Source organism: Streptomyces sp. NPDC029292, assembly GCF_055569295.1.
Window position 1 is genome coordinate 83,170 of record NZ_JBVHXR010000002.1, and the last position, 25,626, is coordinate 108,795.

Here is a 25,626-nt window from a genome sequence, read left to right on the forward strand (position 1 = left end):
CACCGCCGGAAGGCAACCCGTGTCATCAGCGCCCCCCGCCGCCCCCGACACCGTCCTGGTCGTCGACTTCGGTGCGCAGTACGCCCAGCTCATCGCCCGTCGCGTCCGCGAGGCCCGGGTGTACAGCGAGATTGTGCCGAGCACCATGCCGGTCGCGGAGATGCTCGCCAAGAACCCGGCGGCGATCATCCTCTCCGGCGGCCCCTCGTCGGTCTACGCGGAGGGCGCCCCGCGCCTGGAGCGCGAGATCTTCGAGTCCGGCGTCCCCGTCTTCGGTATGTGCTACGGCTTCCAGCTGATGGCGACGACCCTCGGCGGCACGGTCGACAACACCGGCGCCCGCGAGTACGGCCGTACGCCGCTGCACGTCTCGAAGCCCGGCTCCACCCTCTTCGAGGGCACCCCGGACGAGCAGCCGGTGTGGATGTCGCACGGAGACGCCTGCTCCGCCGCCCCCGAGGGCTTCACCGTCACCGCCTCCACGGACGTCGTCCCGGTCGCGGCCTTCGAGAACGACGAGAAGAAGCTGTACGGGGTCCAGTACCACCCCGAGGTCATGCACTCCACGCACGGCCAGCAGGTGCTCGAGCACTTCCTGTACCGCGGCGCGGGCCTCAAGCCGAACTGGACGACCGGGAACGTCATCGACGAGCAGGTCGCCCTCATCCGCGAGCAGGTCGGCGACAAGCGCGCCATCTGCGGTCTGTCCGGCGGTGTGGACTCCGCCGTCGCCGCCGCCCTCGTGCAGAAGGCCATCGGCTCCCAGCTGACCTGTGTGTACGTCGACCACGGCCTGATGCGCAAGGGCGAGACCGAGCAGGTCGAGAAGGACTTCGTCGCGGCCACCGGCGTACAGCTGAAGGTCGTCGACGCGCAGGAGCGGTTCCTCGACGCGCTGGCCGGGGTCTCCGACCCCGAGGAGAAGCGGAAGATCATCGGCCGGGAGTTCATCCGGGTCTTCGAGCAGGCGCAGGCGGAGATCATCGCCGAGGCCGCGGAGGGCGAGGACGTCGCCTTCCTGGTGCAGGGCACGCTCTACCCGGACGTGGTCGAGTCCGGTGGCGGCACCGGCACCGCCAACATCAAGTCCCACCACAACGTGGGCGGCCTCCCCGAGGACCTCGAGTTCGAGCTCGTCGAGCCGCTGCGCAAGCTGTTCAAGGACGAGGTCCGGATGGTCGGCCAGGAGCTGGGCCTGCCGGAGGAGATCGTCCAGCGCCAGCCGTTCCCCGGCCCCGGCCTCGGCATCCGTATCGTCGGCGAGGTCACCAAGGAGCGCCTGGACCTGCTGCGCGAGGCCGACGCCATCGCCCGCGAGGAGCTCACGGCCGCCGGCCTCGACCGCGACATCTGGCAGTGCCCGGTGGTCCTGCTCGCGGACGTCCGCAGCGTGGGTGTCCAGGGTGACGGCCGGACCTACGGCCACCCGATCGTGCTCCGTCCGGTGTCGAGTGAGGACGCCATGACCGCCGACTGGTCGCGGCTGCCGTACGAGGTCCTCGCGAAGATCTCGACCCGGATCACCAACGAGGTCGCGGACGTCAACCGAGTGGTCCTCGACGTGACGTCGAAGCCGCCGGGCACCATCGAGTGGGAGTAATCCCGCCCTTCAGGTCCGCCTGAGCGTGCGCACCGGCTCGCCAGGCGTCCAGATCTCGACGAGGAGATACGTGTCGTCCTCGACGTAGGTCCGTACGACCTCCGTCAACTCGGTGCGAAAGAGGTGGAACGGCTCCGGCGGTTCCACCTCTTTCACGTACGCGGCCTTCGCCGCGGAGTCCTCGACCTCGATCGCCCGTCCGCTGATCCGGACGTCACCTCCCGCCATCTCCGTGCCCGGCCCCGGGTTCGCCTGGAGCGCGAAGCGCGGATCGCGGCGCAGGTCGAGGGCCTTGAGGGAGTTCGGCATCATGCCGAGCCACAGCTCGCCGTGCAGGAAACGGACTTCGAGGCCGGTGGTCCGCGGCGAACCGTCCTTGCGGAGGGTCGCGAGGACGTGGTGGGTGAAGCTTCCGAAGCGGTTCTCGATCTTCTCGGCGAGGTCGGGTTCGGCGGTGGTGAAGGCTGCCCAGTTCGACGTCATACGGAGAGTGTGGCGTGGATACCCGACATCTTTTGTCTGGTTTCTTTGGCCCTTGTCAGCCGGACATCGGGACTGCCGCCTGGACGCGGCGCGCGATCCTGCGGCGGCGGACGACGTCCAGACACAGGAAGCCCATGAAGATGGCGTCCACGCCGAAGAAGCAGACGAGTGTCGCCTGCCAGCCGGCGGCGAGAGAGCACAGCGAGATGAAGGCGGAGCAGCCGGTCACGATCGCCGCCCGGTACCGCACGCTCAGATCGCCGGCCATGGCGTCGAGCTCGATTCGATCCCTGATCAGCCGTACCGCCGGTGCCGCCTCCGGCAGCGGTCTGAGCGTGCCGGGCCGCAGCCCCGGGACCGAGCCCGAGTCCTGCGGTCGCGTGTCCGCCGGCTCGGCCCGTACGACGCGTACGAGGTGGACCTGCAGTGCCCGGCCCACCCGGTGCGCCTCCGCATAGCGGAAACCGTGCCGCTCGGCGACGTACGTGAGCACCGCGAGTCGGCGCGGGGAGCCGCCGAGATCGCTGAGGACGGCGAAGTCCCGCTCCGCGAGCTGCCGGCGGAGGATGAGGATCCGCCGCTCCGCGCGGTTCATGCGTGCCTCCTGGGTACGGGGAACCGATTCATCCAGGCAGACAAGTGACCCCGGGCCACGGTTGTGCTCATCTCTTCACCGAACTGCTCTGTTCTCCTGCGCTGACCGGGGGTAACTTCCGCTCCGTACCGAACACGCCAGTGCTGGAGGACATATGCACGGGCCCACCCCGCCCCTGCCCCGACCCACCGACCAGCTGCGGTTCGCCATGCCGCCGATGCACGAGTCGCCGGACGACGAGCGGCGGCACCGCAAGGAACGGCTGGCCGGGGCGCTGCGGCTCTTCGGGCGGCTCGGATTCGAGGACGGGGTCTCCGGGCACATCACGGCGCGCGACCCGGAGTACAGCGACTGCTTCTGGGTGAACCCCTTCGGGATGCCGTTCAAGCACGTCACCGTGAGCGACCTGGTCATGGCCAACCAGGACGGGCAGGTGATCGAGGGCCGCTACCACGTGAACCAGGCGGCGTTCACCGTGCACGCCCAGGTCCACGCCGCCCGCCCCGACGTCGTCGCCGTCGCCCACTGCCACTCCGTGCACGGGCGCGCCCTGTCCGCGCTCGGCGACCTGCTCGATCCGATCACACAGGAGAGCTGCGCCTTTTACGAGGACCACGCGCTGTACGACGCGTACACCGGTGTCGCCGTGGACGCCGAGGAGGGCCGCCGGATCGCCTCCGCGCTCGGCAGCCGCAAGGCGCTGGTGCTGCGCAATCACGGGCTGCTGACGGTCGGGGACTCGGTGGACGCCGCGGCCTGGTGGTTCCTGTCCATGGAACGCTCCAGCCAGGTACAGCTGACCGCGCAGGCCGCGGGACGGCCGATCCTCATCGACCACAAGCAAGCCGTCGCCACGCGCGAACAGCTCGGCGGCGACCTGGTGGCGTGGATCAACTACCAGCCCTTGTGGCAGGACGTCAGCCGCAGCGAGCCGGATCTGCTCTCGTAGCATCTCGCAGTACGGGGGTGGGGAGTCGGGGATCGGGGGCGGGGGTCGGACGTCGGAGGTCGGGGGTCGGGGGTTTCAGAAGCCCCGCAGGACCGCCGCCTTCGTCGCCGCGAACTCCTCGTCCGTCAGTACGCCGTCGCGGTGCAGCTCGCCCAACTCCCGCAGACGGCGCAGGAGTACGTCGTGATGGTCGGACTGTGCCGGTACGGCGGCGGCGAGTCGGGGGTGGTCCACGTACTCGCCCGCCCGGGTCGACGGATGCGGCAGCCGTGCGGTGACCGCGGTGGCGACCAGCGCCGTGAGGAGGTCGCGGCGGGCGCTGCCCCACAGATCGAGGGCGTACGGGTCCTTCTCGGGCGGCAGTTTGGAGAACACCGTCTCGCGCGTCACGAAGCGCAGAAAGCCGTCCTCGTAGCCGGAGTTGGGCAGCCACTCGACCTGGGCGAGGTCGCCGACGGCGATGATCCGCGGGCCCGTCGCCCGCTTCACCCGGTCGGAGGTGTCCGCCCAGTCGATCCGCACCTGCGCGCCGTCGAAGGAGACCGTGCCGTCGCTGGAACGCACGGACACCGGGACGGGCGGGCCGGAGAGGAGATAGGTCTTCGCCGGTTCCTTGGGGATCTGGTCCAGGAGCAGCGCGCGGCGGATCTCCTCGGCGACGTACTCGGCGACCCCTGAACGGTCGATGTCGACCGTGAGCTTGTAGGGGTCCGCCGCCTCGGGCAGCCGGCCCCCGGTCGCCTGGAGGAGCGGGTCGGCGCCCTCGCGGAGCCTGAGGCGCAGCCGGCCGCGCTTGCGTTCGGGTTCGTAGACGATGCCTGATATCGCCTCCAGGGGAACGGCGACCTCTCCGTACGTCTGCCGGAACAGCGGCACGGAGCGGTGGAGCCCCGGCGTGATCCTGACCGTGCTGCCGTCGAAGGCCCAGGTCCCGTCGCGCTGGATGATCTCGGCCATAGGGAAATTCTCGCAGCCGGGTCAACACGGGGGCTCGTGCTTCACCCACGCTGACCAGACCTGCCGGACGCGGGCCCTGTTTCGTACGGCACAATTCGCTGTCATCGCGAGGCAGTTGTAAGGCAGTTGTACGGCAGGCAGTTGTATGGCAGGCGGTTGTACGGCAGGCAGTTGTACGGCGGTCAGGCGTACGGAAGGTCTGGCCGCACGGGAGTTTTCGGCGCAGGGAAGGCGGCAGCGGGCGTGGCGGTGCAGGAGGCGAGACACGGCGCGGAGCGCGGTGCGGGACGTGGTGCCGGGTCCGGCGCCGGGTCGGGTTCCGGGCAGGGCGCGCATGAGGGTGGCTGCACCTGCGGAGACTGTCCGCACGGGGCGCGCGAGGGGCATCGGCGTGCCGTCGCCGAATTCCTCGCGAAGCGCGACGAGTTGGCGTCCGGGCAGGGGCTGCCCGCCGCCGTCGCGCACTCCGCGTCCGCGTCCCGGCAGTGGGTCTCGGACGAGCTGACCCAGTCCGCGGACCTCGTCGCCGAACGCGGGCGGGTCGAGGGCGAGGCGTGGCTGGGGCGGCTGTGGTCGCGTACGGCCTGTGCGGTGTGGGGAGTTGCCGGCGTACTGCTCCTGGTGCAGGCGCTCACCGCGATCGGTGCGGGGTGGACGGCCGCGCGGACGTCGGGGCTGCTGGCTGCCGTGCTGGTGGGTGGGCTGCTGACGGGTGCGGGGTATTGGCACCGGGCGCGCGGCGGTGTGCTCGCTCCGGTCATCGGCGAGGACAACCGGCTCTCCACCTCGCGTGCCGTGGCGGCGGGCTGGGTGCTGTTCGTGGTGTTCGCGGTGCTCGTGCTGGTGGGGCAACTGGCCGTGGCCTCCGCCCACGGGAACCGGGACGAGCTGATCGCCGGTCTCGAACTCGCGCGGGGCGCGGGTGTGGTGACGGTCGTCGCCGTGGTGTGCGGGGTCGCGGTGCTGGTGCGGCGGGTGGTGGGGCTGCGGGTGCTGGGACAGCGCCTGCAGAAGGTGCGCGCGGACCGGCCGCGGGCCGCCGATCTGCTGACCGACGACTCCGGGCGGGGCACCTTCGCCGACCTCCAGTACGTCGTGATCGGCGGCGTGGCTCTGCTGTTCGCGGCGGTGCGGCTGGCGCGGCGGCCCGCGCAGTTGCCGGATCTGCCGTGGGGGCTGGCGTTGCTGGTGCTGGTGTCGGCGGCTACGTATATCGCCGGGAAGTATGCGGAGGGTGGCCGTCCGGTGATCCTCTCCGTTGTCCGCGCCCGGGAGGCGGGCGACCTGGACGCGCCCATCCGCACCGGGGACGACATCGAGATCCGGGGCGCCGGGTTCGTGCCGCCCGGCGCGCAGACCGCGGACCGGCTGTCCCGGATGGTCGTCCGGATCGGCGCCGTGCATGTGCATGTGCCGTTGGTGCCGGTGACCGGAGGGTTCAGCAATCCCACTGACGCGGTGCTCACTGTGCCTGTGCCGGTGGATGTGGAGCCGGGGAGGGTTGAGGTGCAGGTGGTGACTGCGGCGGGAGTCGAGACGAATCGGAGCGTTATCGATGTGACGGACTGAGGGGCGTTGCTCTGGTGGGTCGTCTGTCGCCGGGGGTGGCGTCTGCGGGTCGGTGGTGGGTCGCCTGTTGCCGGGGGCGCCTGCGGGTCGGTGGCGGGTCGCCTGCCGTTCGGTGGTGGGTCGGGGCCGCGCCGGTACATCCGCCCGCATCCGAACGGATCGGCTGTGGGTGAGAAGGGTGCTGTCTTTTTTGGATCCGTTCGGCTGCGGGCATTTGATGTACCGACACGGCCCCTTCCGTGGTCTGGCGGCTGCGGGTGCGTGGGCGCTTGGGTGTTAGCCCCGGCCACGGCCCCTTCCGGTCTGGCGGCTGCGGGGGCGTGGTGGATTGGGCGTCAGCGCCGGCACGGTCCCTTCCGTGCGTCGGCGGGTGCGGGTGCGTGGGGGATTGGGCGTCAGCCGGCTCACTGCGCGGGCGCGAACGTCGCTGCTCGGTACGTGGCGACCACCGCGGCATTCCTGGGGTAGAGGGGGGCTCGCTGGGCCAAAGCTGGGAAAACGGGCCCCCGAGGGTTGAGCGGGGGCCAACTGTCGTACGTATGGTCTGTTGAGGGGTCAACGGCACGCGGGCGAAAGGCGGCGGAGAGCGATGACTCACGGTATGCGGACGGACACTCACACCCCTTACCTCGACGGAGGGCGGGACTGGCGGGACACCGCCACCCGGTACGCCCTGCTGCCCCTACGAGTCTTCCTCGGCGTCACCTTCATCTACGCCGGCCTGGACAAACTCACCAACAGCGCCTTCATGAAGGACTCCGGGTCCGGATCGATCGGCGACATGATGCGCACGGTGCGCGACTCCTCGGCGATCCCGGCGCTCGTCGACCTCTCGCTGAAGAGCCCCGTCGGCTTCGGCTACGCCATCGCCTTCGGTGAACTGGCCGTCGGCATCGGCACCCTGATCGGCCTGCTGGCCCGTCTCGCCGCGCTGGGCGGCGCGCTCATCTCCCTCAGCCTGTGGCTCACGGTGAGCTGGGCCTCCGACCCGTACTACTACGGCAATGACCTCGCCTACCTGATGGCCTGGCTGCCCCTGGTCCTCGCGGGTGCCTCGGTCTTCTCCGTGGACGCCGCCCTACGGGCCCGGCGCAGGCAACGCGCCGGGAGCTACCGCTAGCCCAGAGCCGCTGGGTCCCGGCGGGCCGAGCGGCGTCGGCGTATGCCATGGGTCAGGAACGCCGCCGCGCCGGCCAGACAGAGGCCGCCCGTGACGACGGGGATCATGACGAACCACGGGGTGTCCCACCAGCCGCCCGCGTCACCTGCGTAGATGACACCCGCGAGGGTGAGGAAGAAGCCCGCGACCAGCTTTCCCGGCTGGAACTCATGACGCAGCACGGCTCACCTCCGCCTGGCCCACGCCGACCTGGAGGTCGAGGTCGAGCGTGCCGCCGTTCTTGACGCCCGTCGACGGCGACAGCGTCACCTTCTTGTGCTTGCCCGCTGCCACGTCCACGTCCCTCTTGCCGTCGCCCGGCAACTGGATGTCTCCTACGCCCACTTCGACGTTCAGCTTTACGGTCGCGTCCTTAGGGACCACCACCTTGAGCCGGCCCACGCCCACTTCGGCACTCGTCGTCACCGTCTGGCCCTTGGTGAGGTCGAGGTGCGTCAGGTCCAGGGTGCCCACGCCCGTGCCGAGGTCGTACTTCTTCTGCACGTCGGCCGTGGCGGTGGGGGTCCACTCGGTGCGTATCCAGTGGGTGCTGATGTCTTTCGGCAGTGCCACGGACGCGGCCAGCAGGCCTGCCGTGATCACGGCCAGGAAGATCGATCCCGCGCCCGTACGCCCCAGGAACGCGCTGATCGCGATGCCCACGCCGAACACGATCAGCGCACAGGCCAGGCCGGTCTGCAGGCTGGTGCCGAGCGCCTGGTCGTCCCAGGTCAGGCCCGTGCCGAGGCCGCCGGCGAGGAGCGCGAGCAGGAACACCCAGCCGCCGATCCGGCGCGGGCCGAGCGTCTTCGGCTCCTGCGGCACGCGTATGTCCTGGCGGGTCGTGCCGCGGGCGATGTTGACCGCCGCCGCGACATCCCGGTCCCGGGTGTCCTTCGGTCCCCACAGATAGCCGGTGCCGCCCACATGCGATCCGTCCTTGACGATCGGGTCGCGCCACCAGGAGGGGTAGGAGGCGGGGACGGGCGGTGCCTGCGCCTCCGGCGGGGCGTCGGCGACGGCCTGGGCGGCCAGCGGGTCGGGGTCGGGGGCGCCGCGCTGCTGCGACCAGAACCCCGCGCCCGCGAGGAGCAGGGCGAGGACCACGGCGAAGGTCAGCACCCCGCCGTTGTTGAGCATGGAGAGGAACACCCCGCAGCCGACCAGCGCGAAGAGCACGGCCGTCAGCGCCTGACCGTCGACCCGGCCGGTCAGCAGCTTCCGTACCTCGTTCTCCTCCTCGTCGTCGGAGGGGACGAACAGCCAGACGAAGCCGTAGAAGATGAGGCCGATGCCTCCGGTCGCGGCGAGCACCGCGAGCACGATCCGGAAGATCACCGGGTCCATGTCGCACTGCCGCCCCAGACCGGCGCACACCCCGCCCAGCATCTTCTGCCGACGGTCGCGCCGGAACTTGCGCGGGGCCTCGGGCGCGGCCGGGTTCTCGTGCGCGCGCGGCTCCTCACCCTTGGCGGGGTCCGGGGCGGGCGGCACGGCGTCCCGCGGCCCGGTGCCCGGTGGTGGGGCGCCCGGGCCGGGGCCGGGGCCGGGGTCCGGCTCCGCTGCCGCGTGCTGCTGATCTGTCATGTGTCCATGGTGACGGGCGGGGAGGCGAGACGGCAGTCGGGATGACCCTGGCCGAACCCTGATATCGGCCCTGACGGGGGCGGGGGGACTGTTCGATCACCGGTTGCTCGAAGGCCGTGGACGAAGATCTCGAACGTTGCGGATGAAGATCAGGGGAGTCTCGGGGGTCGACCCTGATGCCCGGGTCCGCCGGGCGTGTGAACATCGATGGCATGCCGGAAGCCGCAGCAGTGCCTCTCGACGACCCGCGGCCCCCGCGCAAGCTCTACCGCAGCAGCGACGGACGCTGGCTCGGGGGCGTGGCGCGAGGGCTCGCCGGGCATCTCGGGCTGCCCGTGATCTGGGTGCGGCTGGTGTTCGTCGGTCTGTTCATGGCGGACGGACTGGGGGCGCTGCTGTATGCCGCGTTCTGGTTCTTCGTGCCGCTCGGCGTCGGCGGGGTCGGCTCCGGGCGCACCCCGGCCTTCACCACCGAGACCGCTCCCGACGGCCGCCGCAGACTCGTCGCCCGCAAGCCGGACAAGGGCCAGATCGTCGCGCTGCTCCTCATGGTCGTCGTGGCCATGGTCTTCGTCGGCAATGTGAACCTCGGCGGTGGAGCCAAGGCGTATCTGTGGCCGACCGTGCTCGTCGGCGCGGGCGTCGCCCTGGTCTGGCGCCAGGCGGACAACGCGCGGCGGGCCCGCTGGGTGGAGGTCGGCCGCCGCCGCCGTACGCTCACGCTGCTGCGTTCCGCGGCCGGTGTCCTCCTCGTCACCGCGGGCGTGACCGGCATCTTCGTGCTCCAGGGCTCGGCCGCCCACCTCGGCTCCGTCCTCCAGGCGGCGCTCGCGGTCCTGGTCGGCATAGCGCTCCTCGCCGGCCCCTATCTCGTCCGGATGACACAGGACCTCTCCGAGGAGCGCCTGATGCGTATCCGCGCCCAGGAGCGGGCCGAGGTCGCCGCCCATGTCCACGACTCCGTGCTGCACACCCTGACCCTGATCCAGCGCAACGCGGACAATGGCAACGAGGTGCGGCGGCTGGCCCGCGCCCAGGAGCGCGACCTGCGCGCCTGGCTCTACAAGCCGGAGGGCACGGGCAAGGACGAGGCCGACGAGCCCGACACCCTCGCCGAGGCCGTCCGGCGCAATGCGGCCGAGGTCGAGGACAAGCACGGCGTCCCCATCGAGGTCGTCATAGTCGGCGACTGCCCGCTCGACGACGGCCTGACCGCACAGATGCAGGCCGCGCGGGAAGCGATGGTGAACGCGGCCAAGTACGGTGGCGAGGGCGGCGCGGTACAGGTATACGCCGAAGTCGAGGGCAGGACGGTCTTCGTGTCCGTCCGCGACCGGGGTCCCGGCTTCGACCTGGACGCGATACCCGCCGACCGCATGGGCGTCAGAGAATCGATCATCGGCCGCATGGAGCGCAACGGCGGCACGGCGCGACTGCGCGCGGTGCCGGACGGCGGTACGGAGGTCGAGCTGGAAATGGAGAGGGCGGAGAAGACGTCATGAGCGACGCGAACGGACCTGTGAAGTCCGGCAGTTCTGCTGAGGAGACCGCTTCGGCCGCCGTATCCGGAGAGTCCGCGGACGCCGCCGGGTCGGCCGGCGCCCAGGGCGGGCGTCATGCGCGGGTGGTGCTCGTCGACGACCACCGGATGTTCCGTACGGGCGTGCAGGCCGAGATCGGGCAGACCGAGCGGACCGGCGTCGAGGTGGTCGGCGAGGCCGCCGACGTCGACCAGGCGGTCACCGTCATCACGGCCACCCGGCCCGAGGTCGTCCTGCTCGACGTCCATCTGCCGGGCGGCGGCGGTGTCGAAGTACTGCGCCGCTGCGCCCCGTTGATGGGCGACGCCGAGCAGCCCGTCCGCTTCCTCGCGCTGTCCGTGTCGGACGCCGCGGAGGACGTCATCGGCGTGATCCGCGGCGGCGCCCGGGGGTACGTCACCAAGACGATCACCGGCACGGACCTGGTGGACTCCATCTTCCGCGTCCAGGACGGCGACGCGGTCTTCTCGCCCCGCCTGGCCGGATTCGTCCTCGACGCGTTCGCCTCGACCGACGCGCCGCCCGTCGACGAGGACCTCGACCGTCTCACCCAGCGCGAGCGCGAGGTCCTCCGCCTCATCGCCCGCGGCTATGCGTACAAGGAGATCGCCAAGCAGCTGTTCATCTCCGTCAAGACGGTCGAGTCGCATGTCTCGGCCGTACTGAGGAAGCTCCAGCTGTCGAACCGGCACGAGCTGACCCGGTGGGCCACGGCGCGACGGCTGGTCTAGCCGGTCGCAGCACCGGGGTTCATGGCGACCGCCTTGAAGAACGAGTAGTGGAACGTGCCGTCACCGGTGGCCGTGCGGTGCAGGTCCGTGAGGCCCTGATCCCAGTCGGCGGGGGTCATCAGGCCCTCGGCGAGGGCGTCTTCGCGTACGGACTCGATCATGGCGATGAAGGTGTTGCGGGTGAAGCCGTTCACCAGGGCGGGGCGGGAGCGGTCCGCGTAGACCGTACGGGGGCGGACCACGACGTTCTCGTATCCGGCGCCGGTGACGAGCGGGTGCAGCTGGCGGCCGATCAGGGCGTTGCCGCCTGCCGTGGCCTGGAGTTGGATCTGGCAGTCGATCGCCGCGTGGGCGTACGCGCTGTCGGGGTGGAAGAACGTGGAGCCGTGGTCGCCCTCGATGACGGTGAGGGTGCCGCCGGGGCGCAGGACGCGGCGCAGGGCGGTGAGGGCCTGGAGCGGAGCGGCCAGGTGTTCCAGGACGAAACAGACGAAGACGTGATCGAACGCGGCGTCGGGGAAGGGGAGTTCGAAGAGGTTGGCCTGGTGCCACGACACGTGCGCGTCGGGGGCGTGGTCCCTCACGCGGGCGCGGGCCCGGGCGAGGGAATCGGCCGAGATGTCGACCGCAGTGAAGTGCGCCCGGGGGCTCGCCGTCACCAGGTGCACCGTCTGCGCGCCCACCCCGCAGCCGACCTCGAGAACCCTGCTGCCCGCGGGGTACGCCGTGCCCGAGTGCAGCAGCGCCGCCAGCGTGTCGGCCTGGTCGCCCAGGCGACGGGTCTCGTCGGCGGAGTAACCATGTACGTAGTCGATCGGCGTGGTCGTGGGTGGTGTCGTCATGGGTGGTGTGGTCATGGGTGGTGTGGTCGCGGGGCGTGTGGTCATGGGGTGAGCCTCGTCCGAGAATGGTCCCGTGGACAGGTCCAATGAGGGTCAGGTCGAAGGGGCCATAGTCGGAGACGTCGGCGCTGGCGTCGGCGTCGGGCGGGGTCCCGGATCCGACTTTCTCCAACTCGACATCAGGGACGCCCCGTTCGGCGGCCGTGCCGACTGGCTGGCGGGGCAGTTGCGGCGGGCGATCTCCGACGGACGGCTGCCCGTGGGGAGTCGGCTCCCGGCGACCCGGGTGCTCGCCGCCGAGCTCCGCGTCTCGCGAGGGGTGGTGACAGAGGCGTACCAGCGGCTGTCGGAGGAAGGGCATGTGGCGGGGCGGGGCCGCAAGGGGACGGTGGTGCTGGCGGCGCCGGTGATTCCGGTGGAGCCGGTGGAGCCAGGGCGTCGTCCTGTCGCCTGGCGTACGACCCCAGCCGTCACTGGCGGCGCGCCGCCCCGCGCACCTCGCCAACTCACCGCGAGCGACGACCGCCGTCTGTCGCCGAGTGACGGCCGCCAACTCCCGTCGACAGACGGCATGTTCACCGCCGCGCCCGGCGACGACATCTTCGACCGGATCCGTTCCGCCCCGGCCCGTATCGACCTCTCGCCCGGCGTTCCCGACCTCACCGCCTTCCCGCGAGCGGCCTGGCTGCGCGCCGAGCGGGACGTGCTGCGGGGCCTGTCCGCGTCGGGGTTCGGGTACGGGGATCCGCGGGGGACACCGGAGCTGCGGGCGGCCGTGGCGCACTGGCTCGCGCGGAACCGGGGGATCAGGGCCGAGCCGGACGAGGTGATCGTCGTCGCGGGGACCGCGCAGGCGCTGGCGCTGCTCGGGCAGGTGCTGCGCGAGGACGGGGTCGAGGAGATCGCCGTGGAGGACCCGGGCTCACTCGGGGTCCGGCAGCATCTGCAACGGCAGGGACTTGGTACGCCGCCCGTGTCCGTCGACGCCGAGGGCCTCCGGGTGGACGAACTACGGGCGCACGGAGCCGTGTTGCTCACGCCGGCGCACCAGTTCCCGACCGGGGTCGTGCTCGGGGGTGCGCGGCGCAGGGCGCTGATGCGGTGGGCCGGAGACGGCGGGCTGATCGTGGAGGACGACTACGACGCCGAGCACCGTTACGACCGGCCGCCCGTGCCCGCGCTGCGGTCGATGCTGCCCGAGCGGGTCTGCTACGCGGGCAGCGTGTCCAAGCTGCTGGCCCCCGCGCTGCGTACGGGCTGGGTGCTCGCGCCGCCACGCCACCGCGACGCGCTGGTGGCCGCGAAACGCTTCGCCGACCTCGGCAATGCCGTCCTGCCCCAGCTCGTACTGGCCCGGCTCATGGAGTCGGGCGAACTGGAACGGCAGGTGCGGTTGTTGCGACGGCGCCACCGTCGCCGCCGCGATGCCATGATCGCCGCGATCCGCGGTCAGCTGCCGGGCGCGGTCGTCCACGGGGCCGCGGCTGGGCTCCACCTCCTGATCACCTTCGAGGGAGGCGGGGCACCGGCGTTCACGGACACCGACCTCGCCGCCGCCTCCCTCGCCCGCGGTGTGAAGGCCCACCCACTGTCCTGGCACCGGCAGCGCCCGGGTCCGCCCGGCCTGCTCCTCGGTTACGCCGCGTCCCCGGCGACGGCCATCGCCGAGGGCGTGGCCGCGATCGGCGACGCGCTACGAGAACTCCGCTGAGAGAGGGGAGACAAGCACCTACACGGTCACGCCACCCTCGTAGCCCCCGCGAACGGCATCTCGTCGATCGGAGCCAGCCGTACCGGCGCCGTCGGATTGGGGGCGTGGATCATCTGGCCGTTGCCCACGTAGATGCCCACATGGCTGATGCCGGAGTAGAAGAACACCAGGTCGCCGGGGAGGAGTTCGGAGCGTGAGACGCGACGGCCCGCGTTGATCTGGGCGTAGGTCGTACGCGGCAGCGAGATGCCCGCGGAGCGGTACGCGGCCTGGGCCAGGCCGGAGCAGTCGAAGGCGTCGGGCCCGGTGGCACCCCAGACGTAAGGGCTGCCGAGCTTGCCGTAGGCGTACGAAATGGCTGCGGCAGCACGGGAGTTGGGGGCCTGGACGGTTCCGGACGAGGACACCGGGCCCAGGTCGCGCGCCGAGGAGCGGGAGGCGTGCCCGACGCCCCCCGCCTGTCCGAGTTGCGCGCGCTGATCGTTGCTGAGGTTCGCCATCAGCTGTCGCGCGGCGTCGAGCTTCCCGTTGATGGTCTTCTTGTGCCGCTTCAGTTCCGCCTGCCGCGATGTGAGCGAGGCGATTTCCACCTGCGCGGCGCCGCGCAGCTGCTCGATCTCCCGGAGCTGTTTGCGTACGCGCGCCACGGCCGTCGCCTGCCGGCTGCCCGCCCGCTCGGCGATCGCGGCCCCGTCCAGGTACTGGTCGGGATTGTCGGAGAGGACGAGTTGCAGCGCGGGATCGAGGCCGCCGCTGCGGTACTGGGCCGCCGCGATCGAACCCAGCGCCTCCCGCTCGGAGTTGAGCCGGTCCTCCTTGCGTGCCGCCTCGTCACGCAGCGAATTCAGCCGCTCCTGAGCCTTGTCGGCCTTCTCCTTGGCGCCGTTGTACTTCTCGGTGGCGACCTCGGCCTCCTCGTACAACTTGTCGACCTTGGCCTTCACCTGCGCCGGAGACAGCTGCGGATCGGCGTGCCCGGTTCCGTCGAAGCCGGTCGCCGTCGCCGCGCCCGCGAGGGCGATCGTGGCGGCTGTGCGGGCCGTGTTTCCGCCGAGCGAGCGCTGTCTGGGCTTGCGGTGCGCTGCCACGAGGGCCCACATCCTTCCGTACGACCGCGAGGGGAGCGCGGTCAAGCGGTGACGCGTCCGGCGGCGGCCCACACAGGGGGAGCGGGCCGCCGCCGGACCTTCTCGGCGGTGGTGGCCGACTGCCGCCCCTGGCCCGGGCGGCGGTGGGGAGCCGGTCACCTGGAGGAGGACGCTAAACCTGGGAGTGTGGTGTCGGTAACGCCATGTACGGAACTGGCGCCACTGGACCGTCCAGTGACCGTATGTGACCGTGATCCCCGCCTGGCCTCATCGCATTCACACGGTGCGATGACCGATGCGGCGAATCCGGGACAACCGGGCGTGCGCCGGTGCTATGGGTTACAAGGGGTGGGCCGGTGACAAGAGCGACTCGGGCGTCCGATTAGGCTCCGCCTTCATGGACGTACTCATCCATTTCTTCGTCGGCCTGCACATCATCGGCATCGCCTCGCTCCTGGGTGGCTTCCTCACCCAGATGAAGGCGATGGGCAAGGGCACGGCCCGCTTCGTCCCCGCGATGCTGCACGGCGCGCTGACCATGCTGGTCACCGGTGTCGTGCTGGTCGGCCTCAACCAGGCTGACGACAACGCGGTCAACACCATCAAGATCGGCGTGAAGCTGGCCCTGCTGATCGTGATCCTCGGCCTCGTCTACGTGAAGCGGGACGACGAGAAGGTGGACAAGGGCCTCTTCGGACTCGTCGGCCTGCTGACGACCGCGAACATCTTCATCGCCGTGTTGTGGACCTGACGGCTCCCGCCGCGACCGCCAGCCACGCCGCCACCGCGATCCACAGCAGCACCTGCCCCGGACCCCTCAGCCAGGAATCGCCGACGGCGGTCGCGACCGCCAGGGCCGCCACCGCCGTCATCCCCATCGGGAACACGGTCGCCCAGCGCCGTACGTCGTAGCGCGGGCGCCACCAGGCCAGCTCCGCGGCGCCCAGGACGACGTACCAGGCGAGGTCGAGCACGAGCAGCGCGACGGTCACGGCGCGCAGGACGCCGCTGTCGTCGTCGTTCCACAGGTACGGGTTCACGTGGTGCGCGGCGATGAGCTTGGCCCCGGCCAGCGCCGAGATGGCGAGCGCGCCGCCCGCGACCCAGTGGTCCCCGGCGCCCACGGCGACCTCGCGGATGTCGAAGTGCGCGAACGCCACCCCGTACAGGACGATCCCCAGCCAGAACAGCACCAGCGCGTCATGCGCGAGCCACGCCGCTCCCACGGCCGCGGCGAGCGTGGCGCCCAGCACCGCGAGCCCCTGTGTGGCCACGCACACCAGGAACACCCCTCCGGACATACGACGCTTCCAGTGCCGTACGACGACGAAGAGCAGCCCCGGCCAGAGCACGGCCGCCAGCGCGAGAAGCGCCTCGGCCACCTCCTGCCACCCCAGCGCGGACAGCCGCGTGCCGATCACGGTGGTCGCCGCGACGGCGGTGAGCGCGGCGGGCGTGCCCGCCTCCTCCACCCACCGCGCCCGCTCCCGCAGCAGCCGTACGGCGAAGTCCGTGGCGAGCGCGAGCCAGGCGGCGGATGCCAGGGCCAGGGCGATGAGCGACAGGATCTCGTAGCCGGTCAGATACAGCCCGACCGAGATGATGCCGGTGGCCATGACGGCGCCACCGGCGGCGGGCGGTCGCTGGACCCACCAGGTGCGGAGCGGGGAGACGGCTGCTGGCATGGGGCCGATGCTAGGGATCTTCGGGCCGGTTGCCCGCGGGGCACGCGCGCGTGGGCCGGATGACAAGCCCCACGCGCGCGTGCACCGTAAAAAGGGGTTACGCCGGACGCACCACGCTGTGGATGATCGAGGTCCCCGCGTAGTAGATCGACTCCTCGCGGACGTACGCACCCGGCTTCGGCGCGTGGATCATCATGCCGTTGCCTATGTAGAGGCCCACGTGACTGATGTCGTCGTAGAAGAAGACCAGGTCACCGGGCTGGGCGTCGGAGAGGGAGACCGTCGTGCCCGCGTTCACCTGGTCGGTCGTGACGCGCGGCAGTGTGACGCCGGCGGCCTTCCAGGCGGCCTGGGTGAGTCCGGAGCAGTCGTACGAGCCGGGGCCCGTCGCGCCCCAGACGTACGGCTTGCCGATCTGGGCGCGGGCGAAGGCGATGGCCTTGGCGGCCTTGGTGGCGTACGAGGAGTCCGTGGTGGTCGAGCCCGACGAGCCGGTCGTGGTGCTCGACGACTCCTCGGCCGCCTTCTTCGCGGCCGCCGCGGCCTGCTGCTGCGCCAGCTCCGCCGCCTTGCGGTCGGCCTCCTCCTGCTTCTTCTTCTCGATCGCCGCGAGCCGCGCCTTCTCCTCGGCGGTCAGCTGCGAGAGCATGTCGCGCGCCGCGGAGAGCTTCTGCTGGACGGCGGCCTTGGACGTCTTGAGCGTGTTCTGCGACGTGGTCAGCGTCTGCAGGCTCTTGGAGGCCTCCGCGCGCTTCTTCGTGGTGGCGGCCTGCTCGGATATGTAGTCGTCGACGGCCGCCTTCTGGCGGGTGGTCAGACGGCTCATCAGCTGGGTCTGGTCGAAGTAGTCCTGCGGGTCGTCGGCGAGCAGCAGGGTCGCGGTGTCGGGGGCGGTGGCCCCGGTGCGGTACTGCGCCGCGGCGAACGAACCCAGCTCCTCGCGCGCGGTGTTGAGCTTCTCGGTGCGCTTGGCGACGTCGTCGAGGAGGGTGTCGACGCGCTTGCGCTGCGTGGAGGTCTTCTCCTTGGCCGCGTTGTACTTCTCGGTGGCCGTCTCGGCCTGGTGGTAAAGGTCGTTGACCTTCTTCTCGACTTCTTCGAGGCTCGGCTTCGGCTCGGCCGAGGGCGCTGCGTTCGCCGTCTGGGAGAGCAGGGCCACGGAGGTGAGGGCCGCCGTGGCGAGGGCGGCGGGGGTCCGCATGCCTGCTACGCGCGTACCCGCAGGACGCCATGTGCGATGCGACGCCAAGAGAGGAGACTCCTTCCGTCATCCGCCTACCGAGTTAGCTGTCGGGTTCGGGCGGGTGGTTCCGGAAGGTTTGCCCTACGGTCCTTGCCCCACGGGGCAGTCGGACCGATTCACCCCAAGGTCGGTGGGTCCCCGGCTCCGGCTGCCACGGGGCGCACCGGACTCGGCGGAGGCCGCACGGCCCGGCGACGGTTCGCCGGTGGGGGTCGAGCGGCCTGTCCGGCACGCTAGCCAACTCGTGTGGCTCCTGTGAAGGTTGATGTTCGATATGTCCGATACATTTTCGTGACCTTAGCCCTGAGAATCACCCCGCGCGGTCAATCCGGAGTGATCTGTGGTGACTTGTCCGGAGTGGCGACGTCCGCCCGGTTCGAGGCGCTAGCTTCCAGCCAGCCACGGCCGGACGCCGTGGGGGCAGAGGGGATACGGCCATGAGGAAGCGCAAGGCACTCGTCGTCGCCACAGGAGTCGCTCTCGCCGTCACGGGGGCCGTCGCGCCCGCGAGCGCCACCGGCGGCCACGCCGGCGTGCGGACAGGCGGTAAACCGGTGGTCCGCGTCATCGCGACCGGCCTCGACAACCCGCGCCAGCTCGCGTACGACAACGGGCAGCTGTACGTCGCCGAGGCCGGCCGGGGAGGCAAGAAGTGCATCGGCGCCGGGCCCGAGAGCGACCAGACCTGCATCGGTACCACGGCCGCGGTCACCAAGGTCTTCTGGGACGGCGGCGCCTGGAAGCACTACCGGGTGGTGGAGGGGCTGCCCTCGGGCGCCGCCAAGGACGGCGGCTTCGCGACCGGCCTGGACGGCGTCTCCGCGCTCAATGGCAGCGTCTGGGGTGTCGAGACCTGGGCCCCGCCGGAGGCCGGGGTGCCCACCGGCCCGCCCTGGAACAAGCTCGGCAAGCTCCTGTGCGTCGCGCCCGGCAAAGCGACCATCGCCGCCGACATCTCCGCCGTCGAGCTCAAGTACAACCCACACAAGACGGCCGTCGACTCCAACCCGTACGCCGTCCTCGCGCTCCCCGACGGCCGCAAGATCGTGGCCGACGCGGCCGGGAACGACCTGGTGGCCGTCTCGCCCGAGGGCAAGGCCCGCCCCTTCACGGTCTTCCCCGACCACGACAAGCACGAGTCCGTCCCGACCTCGCTGGCCCTCGGCCCCGACGGCAACCTGTACGTCGGCGAGCTGAACGGCGAGGCCACCAGGCCCACCGCCCGCGTCTGGAAGGTCGACCTCGCCACCGGAAAGATCCTCGGCTGGAAGACCGGCTTCGGCTCGATCACCGGCATCGCCTTCAACCAGAACGGCGACCTGTACGTCAGCCAGCTCTTCGCGGGTCTGGTGACCAAGGTCGCGCACGGGAAACGTACGCACGTGAAGGTGCCGTTCCCCGCGGGTGTCGCCGTGGACCCGTACGACGGGAAGGTCTACGTCTCGGCCTGGTCGATCGCCGACCGTAACGGAACGGTTCTGGAGGGTACGAAGACGCCGGGCGGCCAGGTCTGGAAGATCCTCGGCTTCTGAGACGGGTCACGAGTCGCGTCACGAGTCGCGTCACGAGTTCCGGTCGAGTTTTCAGGGTGGCGGCGGGCTGTCAGTGGGGGAGCCTAAACTCGGAGAGCGATGAGCAGCCTCTTTGATGACAGCTTCCTGGCGGACCTCAAGCCCTCCGGGGCCCACGAGGAAGAGCCCCCGCCGCCGCCCGAGGACGGGACGCCGGAGCCGCTTGCGGACGACCTGTTCGGCGGCCGCTTCGACGTGCCGCCGGACCGGGACGCGTACTACCGCGACGGCGCGCACCGTCCTGCCGTGGACCCGGCAGCGCTGCTGGACGGGCTGAACGAGAATCAGCGCGCGGCCGTGGTGCACTCCGGCGCCCCGCTGCTCATCGTGGCCGGCGCGGGCTCCGGCAAGACCCGCGTGCTCACGCACCGGATCGCGTATCTGCTGGCCGAGCGGAATGTGCACCCCGGCCAGATCCTCGCGATCACCTTCACCAACAAGGCCGCGGGCGAGATGAAAGAGCGCGTCGAGCACCTCGTCGGCCCGCGCGCGAACGCGATGTGGGTGATGACCTTCCACAGCGCGTGCGTCCGCATCCTGCGACGGGAGAGCAAGAAGCTCGGCTTCACGTCGTCGTTCTCGATCTACGACGCCGCCGACTCCAAGCGTCTGATGGCCCTGGTCTGCCGCGACCTGGACCTCGACCCGAAGCGCTTCCCGCCGAAGTCCTTCAGTGCCAAGATCTCGAACCTGAAGAACGAGCTGATCGACGAGGAGGACTTCGCCGCCCAGGCCGCCGACGGCTTCGAGAAGACCCTCGCCCAGGCGTACGCGATGTACCAGTCGAGGCTGCGCGAGGCCAACGCGCTCGACTTCGACGACCTGATCATGACGACGGTCAACCTGCTCCGGGCCTTCCCGGACGTCGCCGAGCACTACCGCCGCCGCTTCCGCCACGTCCTGGTCGACGAGTACCAGGACACCAACCACGCGCAGTACGCGCTGGTGAGGGAGCTCGTGGGGCCCGCCGACAGCGACCCCGGCGAGCTGTGCGTCGTGGGTGACGCCGACCAGTCGATCTACGCCTTCCGCGGCGCGACCATCCGCAACATCCTCCAGTTCGAGGAGGACTACGCGGACGCGACGACGATCCTCCTGGAGCAGAACTACCGCTCCACCCAGACGATCCTCAGCGCGGCCAACGCGGTCATCGAGCGCAATGAGTCGCGCCGCCCCAAGAACCTGTGGACGAACGCGGGCGCCGGGTCGAACATCACCGGCTATGTCGCCGACACCGAACACGACGAGGCGCAGTTCGTCGCCGACGAGATAGACCGTCTCACCGACGCGGGCGAGGCCAAGGCGGGCGACGTCGCCGTCTTCTACCGTACGAACGCCCAGTCCCGTGTCTTCGAAGAGGTCTTCATCCGCGTCGGCCTGCCCTACAAGGTCGTCGGCGGCGTCCGCTTCTACGAGCGCAAGGAGGTCAGGGACGTCCTGGCGTACCTTCGCGTGTTGTCGAACCCGGAGGACTCCGTACCGCTGCGGCGGATTCTCAACGTCCCCAAGCGGGGCATCGGCGACCGCGCCGAGGCGATGATCGACGCCCTCTCGCAGCGCGAGAAGATCAGCTTCGCGCAGGCGCTGCGCCGCGTCGACGAGGCGTACGGGATGGCGGCCCGGTCGACGAACGCCGTCAAGCGGTTCAACACGCTGATGGAGGACCTCCGTACGATCGTCGAGTCCGGCGCGGGCCCGGCGACCGTCCTGGAGGCGGTCCTCGAACGCACCGGCTACCTGGCCGAGTTGCAGGCCTCGACCGACCCGCAGGACGAGACCCGCATCGAGAACCTCCAGGAACTCGCCGCCGTGGCCCTGGAGTTCGAGCAGGAGTCCGGCGAGGGTGAGGGCGAGGCGTCGGGCGGGCTCTCCGCCTTCCTGGAGCGGGTCGCGCTCGTCGCCGACTCCGACCAGATCCCGGACGAGGAGGACGGCAACGGCGTCATCACGCTGATGACCCTGCACACCGCCAAGGGCCTCGAATTCCCCGTGGTCTTCCTGACCGGCATGGAGGACGGCGTCTTCCCGCACATGCGCGCGCTGGGACAGGTCAAGGAGCTGGAGGAGGAGCGGCGCCTGGCGTACGTGGGCATCACGCGCGCGCGGGAGCGGCTGTATCTGACGCGGTCGTCCATGCGCAGTGCGTGGGGGCAGCCCTCGTACAACCCGCCGTCCCGCTTCCTGGAGGAGATCCCGGACGCGCACCTGGAGTGGAAGCGCACGGGTGCGATGGCTCCCGTGTCGTCGGGTCCGGCCTCGGGGATCGCGGCTTCGCTGTCGTCCTCGCGCTCGCGGTCCGCGGCCTCGGGTGCCTCCGGGTTCGCGACCCGCCGTGGCGCCTCCGAGAAGCCGGTGGTCTCGCTGGCGGTCGGGGACCGGGTCACGCACGACCAGTTCGGCCTCGGGACCGTCGTCGGTGTGAAGGGGACGGGCGCGAACGCGGAGGCGACGGTCGACTTCGGGGAGCCGAAGCCGAAGCGGTTGCTGCTGCGGTATGCGCCGGTGGAGAAGCTGTAGGGCGGTGCGGGCCGGGCCCGGCGGTTGGTGACGTCGGGTCCAGGCCGTTGCCTGCTACGTCGGTCCGGGCCGTCGTTGCTACGTCGGGTCCAGGCCGTGGCTGCGCAGCCACGGCAGCGGGTCGATCGCCGAGCCGCCGGCCGGGCGGACCTCGAAGTGCAGGTGCGGGCCGGTCGAGTTGCCGGAGTTCCCGGAGAACGCGATCGGGTCACCGGCCTTCACGGTGGTGCCGGACGCGACCTTGTAGCTGGAGAGGTGGCAGTACCACGTCTCCGTGCCGTCCTTCGCGGTGACGATCGCCATGTTCCCGTACGCGCTGTTCCACTGTGTCCGGACGGTCCCGTCGGTCGCGGCCATCACCGTCGTGCCGTACGAGACGGGGAAGTCGATGCCCGTGTGCACGGACATCCAGTTGATGCCCGCCTGCCCGAAGTAGGCGCTGAGCCCCTTCTGTGTCACCGGGAGCGCGTACTTCGGCCGCAGCCGCTCCTTGCGGGCCGCCTCCGCCGCCGCCTTCTTCTTCTCGGCCTCCTGCTCGGCCTTGAGGTCGATACGTTCCTGTGTCCGGCTCGCCCGGTCGGCGAAGTCGTCCGCGCCCGCGGAGAGGCTCTGGAGCTGGGTGTCCAGCTTGTTGTTGGCGGCGGACGGCTTCACGGAGGTCGCGTCGGCCGCGCTGGCCGTCGTGTCCTTGCTGTCGTCCCCGCCGATGTCGACCACGGAAGCCGCCGCGATCCCCGCGACCCCCATCACACAGGCCGAGGGCACGGCGACGGTCAGCAGAGCGGAACGTTTCGCGGGGGTGCGGCGGCGAGAGCGGGACGCGGCCCGCGACGCGGGGCGGGGGGCCGGGATGATCTCTTCCATGTCGTCGAGCAGCGGCGTCTCCCGCTCGTCGACGGCGTCGTGCTCGTCCGCCGGGGTCTCGAACTCGTCCTCCGCGGCGGCGTGTTGCTCGTACGGGAGCTGCTCGAAGGTGGCGGTCGCCTGCTGGTCGAAGGACTCGGGCGCGAAGGGCGCGGGCTGGTGCTCGTACGACTCGCCCTGCGGGTGCTGCTGTTCGTACGGCTCGCCCTGCGGGTGCTGCTGTTCGTACGGCTCGCCCTGCGGGTGCTGCTGTTCGTACGGCTCGCCCTGCGGGTGCTCGTACGCCTCGTACGCGTCGTGGCCGCCGACGCTGTTCCACTGCGTGGCGTCGTACGCGCCCGTGTCCTGGGCCTGCGCGCTCCACTGCTGGGTCTGGTCGAGCGGCTGCTCGGGCTGGAGCCAGGCGGTGGCGTCCCACTGGCCCGAGGCCTCGGGGCCCGGGTGCTGCGCGGGGATGTTGGCGAGCTGCTGGTAACCGTTCGCCCACGTCGCCGTCTCGTAGCTGCCCGTGTCGTACGCGGCCTGGTGCTGCGCCGCGTACGGGTCGTAGTTCAGCGTGTGGTGGCTGCCGGTGCTCCACTGCGTGGCGTCGTACGCACCTGTCGTACCCGTGCCGTTGTCGTTGCCCGGCATGTCGCCGAAGAGGGGGTCGGTCGCGAAGCTCGCGGTGGCGTAGCTCCCGGTGCCGGTGGCGCCCGTGTCAAAACCGGTGGTGGTGTAGCCGTCGTACGTGGTGAAGTCGCCGTACTGGGCTTCCTGTCCGCCGTACGACGCGTAGTGCGCCGAGGCGGCATCGGAAGCCGGAGCCGGGGGAGTTGCGATCCCCGACGGGTGACGGTCGTTCACCAACTTCTCTTTCGCCTCGACAACAGGGGCTGGCAGAGCAGTGCGGTGACTGTACCCGGCGGTACGCGGGCGCGACAATCTTCGGCAGGTTTCCCCCTCGCGGGAAACGGGCATTCGGCCGTGTTTCGGGGGAGTGCGGGCACGCCTTTGGCCTGGCGTTCGATGAATGTTCGAAGTTGAGGGGTTCTTGGGCAGGGATACGGCGGCTGTCCGACGGCTGTCAGGCCACTGTCAGGCCGCCGGTGTGGGCGGCGGCGCGGAATCCCGTCTCCTCGATGTCGAGCGCCTGCCGTATTCCCGCGGCGACGGCGGGATGCACGGGCAGCGCGAGATGCCCGACGCCGCTCACCCGTACGTTCTGCGCGAGCAGGTCCGGGTGGTCGACGCACGCCGTCTCCAGCGGGTCCATCAGATGGTCGAGATCGCTCCAGAAGCTCACGAAATGCGTACGGCAGCCCGGTGCGGGCCTGCGCAGTTCCTCGATCACCTCTGAGCCGGGGCGCATCTGACGGACGATCGGGTGCGCGTTCATGAGCGGGACGACACGGGTGCCCGAGTGTGGCGTGCCGAGTGTGACGAGGGTGCGGACGTGGAGGTCGCCGCCGAGGCACTGCGCGTAGTAGCGCGCGATCAGCCCGCCGAGGCTGTGCCCGACGATGTCCACCCGGTCATGGCCCGTGCGCTCGCAGATCTCCTCTATGTGGCGGCCGAGGAGCTCCGCGGCGGTGCGGATGTCGCATGTCAGGGGTGAGTAATTGAGCGATTCGACGTGCTGCCTGCCGTGCTGGGCGAGATTGCGGCGCAGCAGGACGAAAACCGAACGGTTGTCTATGAAGCCGTGCAGCAGGACGACCGGGGGCTTGGCCTCGGTGGGCAACGCGGCGGCGTCGGGCGAGGGGAGTGCGCGTGCGGTGCGGCGCTCCTGGGTGATGCCGGACGGGTAGAGGAGGAGGTGCCCGGCGAGGATCGCGATCTCCAGGGCCGTCGCCTTCAGGAGGGTCAGCGAGAGTCCCGCCAGTCTGCTCGGAAACAGGCGCTGACAGAGGGGGAGAAGGGGCGACATCGCCCGGGTGGCGATCAATGGCCGACCTCCAGTCGGCACGCGGCAGGACCGCTCTGTCCCCCGTGTGCCCTCGTGGAAAGCCGCGATGCCGGTGACGGTGGTGGCCGACGGTGCGTGTGCGGTGCGTGAGGCGCCGATTACGCTACGGGGTTCCGTGCCGTCGGGGTCGTGGCTCTCCGCCGTCGGTGCGGCGGGAGTCCCCGTCCTCGTACGGGCCTGGCTCCCCGCTGTCGTGCCATCGCCTGTGCCCCACCAGTGCGGCGTCCCGCTGACGGCGCGGTGGTGCGGCCACCCGATAGCGGCTCTCCTTGCGCAGGCTCCGGCCGTGGCCCGTGCGCCGCAGGTCCATGCGACGCGTGTGCCGCGGGAACGCGGAACGGTGCGCGGTGAACTTGTCCCACTGTGTGATTTCCCCCTCGGTGTCCACCGTGAAACTGCCGGTTGCGGGATGCTGGCGATAACGTTCGTTCACTTCCCGGCCTGCGAGGTGCGGGGTGCCCGTGCCGCAGAGACACATTCGGTGCAGCGGGTAGCGAAATGTGCGATATCTGTCGGTACAGGTTGGTGTAGTCGGTTCATGGAGGCAGTGATGGGTGTGGCAGCCGGTCCGATCCGCGTGGTGGTGGCCAAGCCGGGGCTCGACGGCCACGATCGTGGGGCCAAGGTGATCGCGCGGGCGCTGCGCGACGCCGGTATGGAGGTCATCTACACCGGGCTCCATCAGACCCCCGAACAAATCGTCGACACCGCGATCCAGGAGGACGCCGACGCGATCGGCCTCTCCATCCTCTCCGGCGCCCACAACACGCTCTTCGCGGCCGTCATCGACCTCCTCAAGGAGCGCGACGCCGAGGACATCAAGGTCTTCGGCGGCGGCATCATCCCCGAGGCGGACATCGCTCCGCTCAAGGAGAAGGGCGTCGCGGAGATCTTCACGCCCGGGGCGACGACCGCGTCGATCGTGGACTGGGTGCGGGCGAATGTGAGGCAGCCGGCTGGGGCGTAGTCCTCGTCCTCGAACGCCG

22 protein-coding genes and 1 riboswitch are annotated in these 25,626 nt (G+C 70.6%); of the genes, 11 read left to right on the top strand and 11 right to left on the bottom strand.

The genetic code is table 11. The features are described 5' to 3' along the window. Nucleotides 1–19: 19 nt before the first annotated feature. Entirely contained in the window at nucleotides 20–1,600 is a 1,581-nt protein-coding gene (gene guaA / locus ACZ4WS_RS05225; RefSeq protein WP_467977325.1) for a glutamine-hydrolyzing GMP synthase, read from the top strand. 9 nt (nucleotides 1,601–1,609) lie between these two features. Here guaA and ACZ4WS_RS05230 read toward each other — a convergent pair whose 3' ends face one another. Then, entirely contained in the window at nucleotides 1,610–2,083 is a 474-nt protein-coding gene (locus tag ACZ4WS_RS05230; protein ID WP_467977327.1) for a pyridoxamine 5'-phosphate oxidase family protein, read from the bottom strand. A gap of 55 nt (nucleotides 2,084–2,138) precedes the next feature. Continuing rightward, on the bottom strand, nucleotides 2,139–2,678 hold the full coding sequence (locus ACZ4WS_RS05235) for a hypothetical protein (RefSeq protein ID WP_467977328.1): 540 nt from the start codon (nucleotides 2,676–2,678) through the stop codon (nucleotides 2,139–2,141). A gap of 154 nt (nucleotides 2,679–2,832) precedes the next feature. Between ACZ4WS_RS05235 and ACZ4WS_RS05240 the strand changes: the two genes are divergently transcribed. Beyond that, entirely contained in the window at nucleotides 2,833–3,627 is a 795-nt protein-coding gene (locus ACZ4WS_RS05240) for a class II aldolase/adducin family protein (protein ID WP_467977330.1), read from the top strand. A gap of 75 nt (nucleotides 3,628–3,702) precedes the next feature. On the opposite strand, the gene ACZ4WS_RS05245 is transcribed toward ACZ4WS_RS05240, so the two are convergent. Further along, the gene (locus ACZ4WS_RS05245; RefSeq protein WP_467977332.1) at nucleotides 3,703–4,584 is read right to left on the bottom strand and encodes a DUF4429 domain-containing protein; all 882 of its coding nucleotides are present in this window, start codon (nucleotides 4,582–4,584) and stop codon (nucleotides 3,703–3,705) included. Between the two features lie 243 nt (nucleotides 4,585–4,827). Here ACZ4WS_RS05245 and ACZ4WS_RS05250 point away from each other — a divergent pair, with 243 nt between their 5' ends. Continuing rightward, nucleotides 4,828–6,153, top strand: coding sequence for a hypothetical protein (locus tag ACZ4WS_RS05250; RefSeq protein ID WP_467977334.1), 1,326 nt, complete (start codon nucleotides 4,828–4,830; stop codon nucleotides 6,151–6,153). Between the two features lie 589 nt (nucleotides 6,154–6,742). Further along, complete coding sequence (locus ACZ4WS_RS05255; protein ID WP_467977336.1) at nucleotides 6,743–7,273, top strand: DoxX family protein; 531 nt, start codon at nucleotides 6,743–6,745, stop codon at nucleotides 7,271–7,273. Here ACZ4WS_RS05255 and ACZ4WS_RS05260 read toward each other — a convergent pair. Together ACZ4WS_RS05260 and ACZ4WS_RS05265 are read right to left on the bottom strand one after the other, a co-directional pair. Then, nucleotides 7,270–7,494, bottom strand: coding sequence for a hypothetical protein (locus ACZ4WS_RS05260; protein WP_467977338.1), 225 nt, complete (start codon nucleotides 7,492–7,494; stop codon nucleotides 7,270–7,272). The two genes, ACZ4WS_RS05255 and ACZ4WS_RS05260, sit on opposite strands and share 4 nt — an antisense overlap. Further along, on the bottom strand, nucleotides 7,481–8,899 hold the full coding sequence (locus tag ACZ4WS_RS05265) for a PspC domain-containing protein (protein WP_467977340.1): 1,419 nt from the start codon (nucleotides 8,897–8,899) through the stop codon (nucleotides 7,481–7,483). Before ACZ4WS_RS05265 ends, ACZ4WS_RS05260 begins: the two co-directional genes overlap by 14 nt. A 176-nt stretch (nucleotides 8,900–9,075) precedes the next feature. On the opposite strand from ACZ4WS_RS05265, the gene ACZ4WS_RS05270 reads away from it, so the two are divergent. Together ACZ4WS_RS05270 and ACZ4WS_RS05275 are read left to right on the top strand one after the other, a co-directional pair. Further along, nucleotides 9,076–10,401, top strand: a complete 1,326-nt coding sequence (locus tag ACZ4WS_RS05270; RefSeq protein WP_467977341.1) for an ATP-binding protein — start codon at nucleotides 9,076–9,078, stop codon at nucleotides 10,399–10,401. Then, nucleotides 10,398–11,171 (top strand): LuxR C-terminal-related transcriptional regulator, encoded by a 774-nt coding sequence (locus tag ACZ4WS_RS05275; protein WP_467977343.1) that lies wholly within the window; start codon nucleotides 10,398–10,400, stop codon nucleotides 11,169–11,171. The genes ACZ4WS_RS05270 and ACZ4WS_RS05275 overlap by 4 nt, the downstream gene beginning before the upstream one ends. Here ACZ4WS_RS05275 and ACZ4WS_RS05280 read toward each other — a convergent pair. After that, nucleotides 11,168–12,028, bottom strand: a complete 861-nt coding sequence (locus tag ACZ4WS_RS05280) for an L-histidine N(alpha)-methyltransferase (RefSeq protein ID WP_467977345.1) — start codon at nucleotides 12,026–12,028, stop codon at nucleotides 11,168–11,170. The genes ACZ4WS_RS05275 and ACZ4WS_RS05280 overlap by 4 nt on opposite strands. Nucleotides 12,029–12,086: 58 nt before the next feature. Between ACZ4WS_RS05280 and pdxR the strand changes: the two genes are divergently transcribed. Continuing rightward, nucleotides 12,087–13,724 (top strand): MocR-like pyridoxine biosynthesis transcription factor PdxR, encoded by a 1,638-nt coding sequence (pdxR, locus tag ACZ4WS_RS05285; RefSeq protein ID WP_467977347.1) that lies wholly within the window; start codon nucleotides 12,087–12,089, stop codon nucleotides 13,722–13,724. A 26-nt stretch (nucleotides 13,725–13,750) separates the two neighbouring features. Here the strand turns inward: pdxR and ACZ4WS_RS05290 are convergent, their stop codons facing one another. Continuing rightward, nucleotides 13,751–14,812: a C40 family peptidase gene (locus ACZ4WS_RS05290; RefSeq protein WP_467977349.1), complete on the bottom strand. Its 1,062-nt coding sequence runs from the start codon at nucleotides 14,810–14,812 to the stop codon at nucleotides 13,751–13,753. A 397-nt stretch (nucleotides 14,813–15,209) separates the two neighbouring features. Between ACZ4WS_RS05290 and ACZ4WS_RS05295 the strand changes: the two genes are divergently transcribed. After that, nucleotides 15,210–15,563, top strand: a complete 354-nt coding sequence (locus ACZ4WS_RS05295; protein ID WP_467977351.1) for a hypothetical protein — start codon at nucleotides 15,210–15,212, stop codon at nucleotides 15,561–15,563. Here ACZ4WS_RS05295 and ACZ4WS_RS05300 read toward each other — a convergent pair. Both ACZ4WS_RS05300 and ACZ4WS_RS05305 read right to left on the bottom strand, forming a co-directional pair. Continuing rightward, entirely contained in the window at nucleotides 15,541–16,497 is a 957-nt protein-coding gene (locus tag ACZ4WS_RS05300; protein WP_467977353.1) for a tellurite resistance/C4-dicarboxylate transporter family protein, read from the bottom strand. The genes ACZ4WS_RS05295 and ACZ4WS_RS05300 overlap by 23 nt on opposite strands. Nucleotides 16,498–16,594: 97 nt before the next feature. Continuing rightward, nucleotides 16,595–17,746: a C40 family peptidase gene (locus ACZ4WS_RS05305; protein ID WP_467977355.1), complete on the bottom strand. Its 1,152-nt coding sequence runs from the start codon at nucleotides 17,744–17,746 to the stop codon at nucleotides 16,595–16,597. A gap of 8 nt (nucleotides 17,747–17,754) precedes the next feature. Then, a riboswitch (cyclic di-AMP (ydaO/yuaA leader) is annotated at nucleotides 17,755–17,925 on the bottom strand. A gap of 252 nt (nucleotides 17,926–18,177) precedes the next feature. On the opposite strand from ACZ4WS_RS05305, the gene ACZ4WS_RS05310 reads away from it, so the two are divergent. Next, entirely contained in the window at nucleotides 18,178–19,272 is a 1,095-nt protein-coding gene (locus ACZ4WS_RS05310) for a ScyD/ScyE family protein (RefSeq protein ID WP_467977357.1), read from the top strand. 99 nt (nucleotides 19,273–19,371) lie between these two features. After that, nucleotides 19,372–21,828, top strand: coding sequence for a DNA helicase PcrA (pcrA, locus tag ACZ4WS_RS05315; protein ID WP_467977359.1), 2,457 nt, complete (start codon nucleotides 19,372–19,374; stop codon nucleotides 21,826–21,828). Between the two features lie 78 nt (nucleotides 21,829–21,906). Here the strand turns inward: pcrA and ACZ4WS_RS05320 are convergent, their stop codons facing one another. Next, nucleotides 21,907–23,538 carry a M23 family metallopeptidase gene (locus ACZ4WS_RS05320; protein ID WP_467977361.1) on the bottom strand — a complete coding sequence of 544 codons (1,632 nt, stop codon included), beginning with the start codon at nucleotides 23,536–23,538 and terminating at the stop codon, nucleotides 21,907–21,909. A 220-nt stretch (nucleotides 23,539–23,758) separates the two neighbouring features. Next, a complete protein-coding gene (locus tag ACZ4WS_RS05325) occupies nucleotides 23,759–24,619 on the bottom strand; it encodes an esterase/lipase family protein (RefSeq protein WP_467977363.1) in 861 nt (286 codons plus the stop codon). A 571-nt stretch (nucleotides 24,620–25,190) separates the two neighbouring features. Between ACZ4WS_RS05325 and ACZ4WS_RS05330 the strand changes: the two genes are divergently transcribed. After that, nucleotides 25,191–25,607 (top strand): cobalamin B12-binding domain-containing protein, encoded by a 417-nt coding sequence (locus tag ACZ4WS_RS05330; RefSeq protein ID WP_030571505.1) that lies wholly within the window; start codon nucleotides 25,191–25,193, stop codon nucleotides 25,605–25,607. Nucleotides 25,608–25,626: the final 19 nt, after the last annotated feature.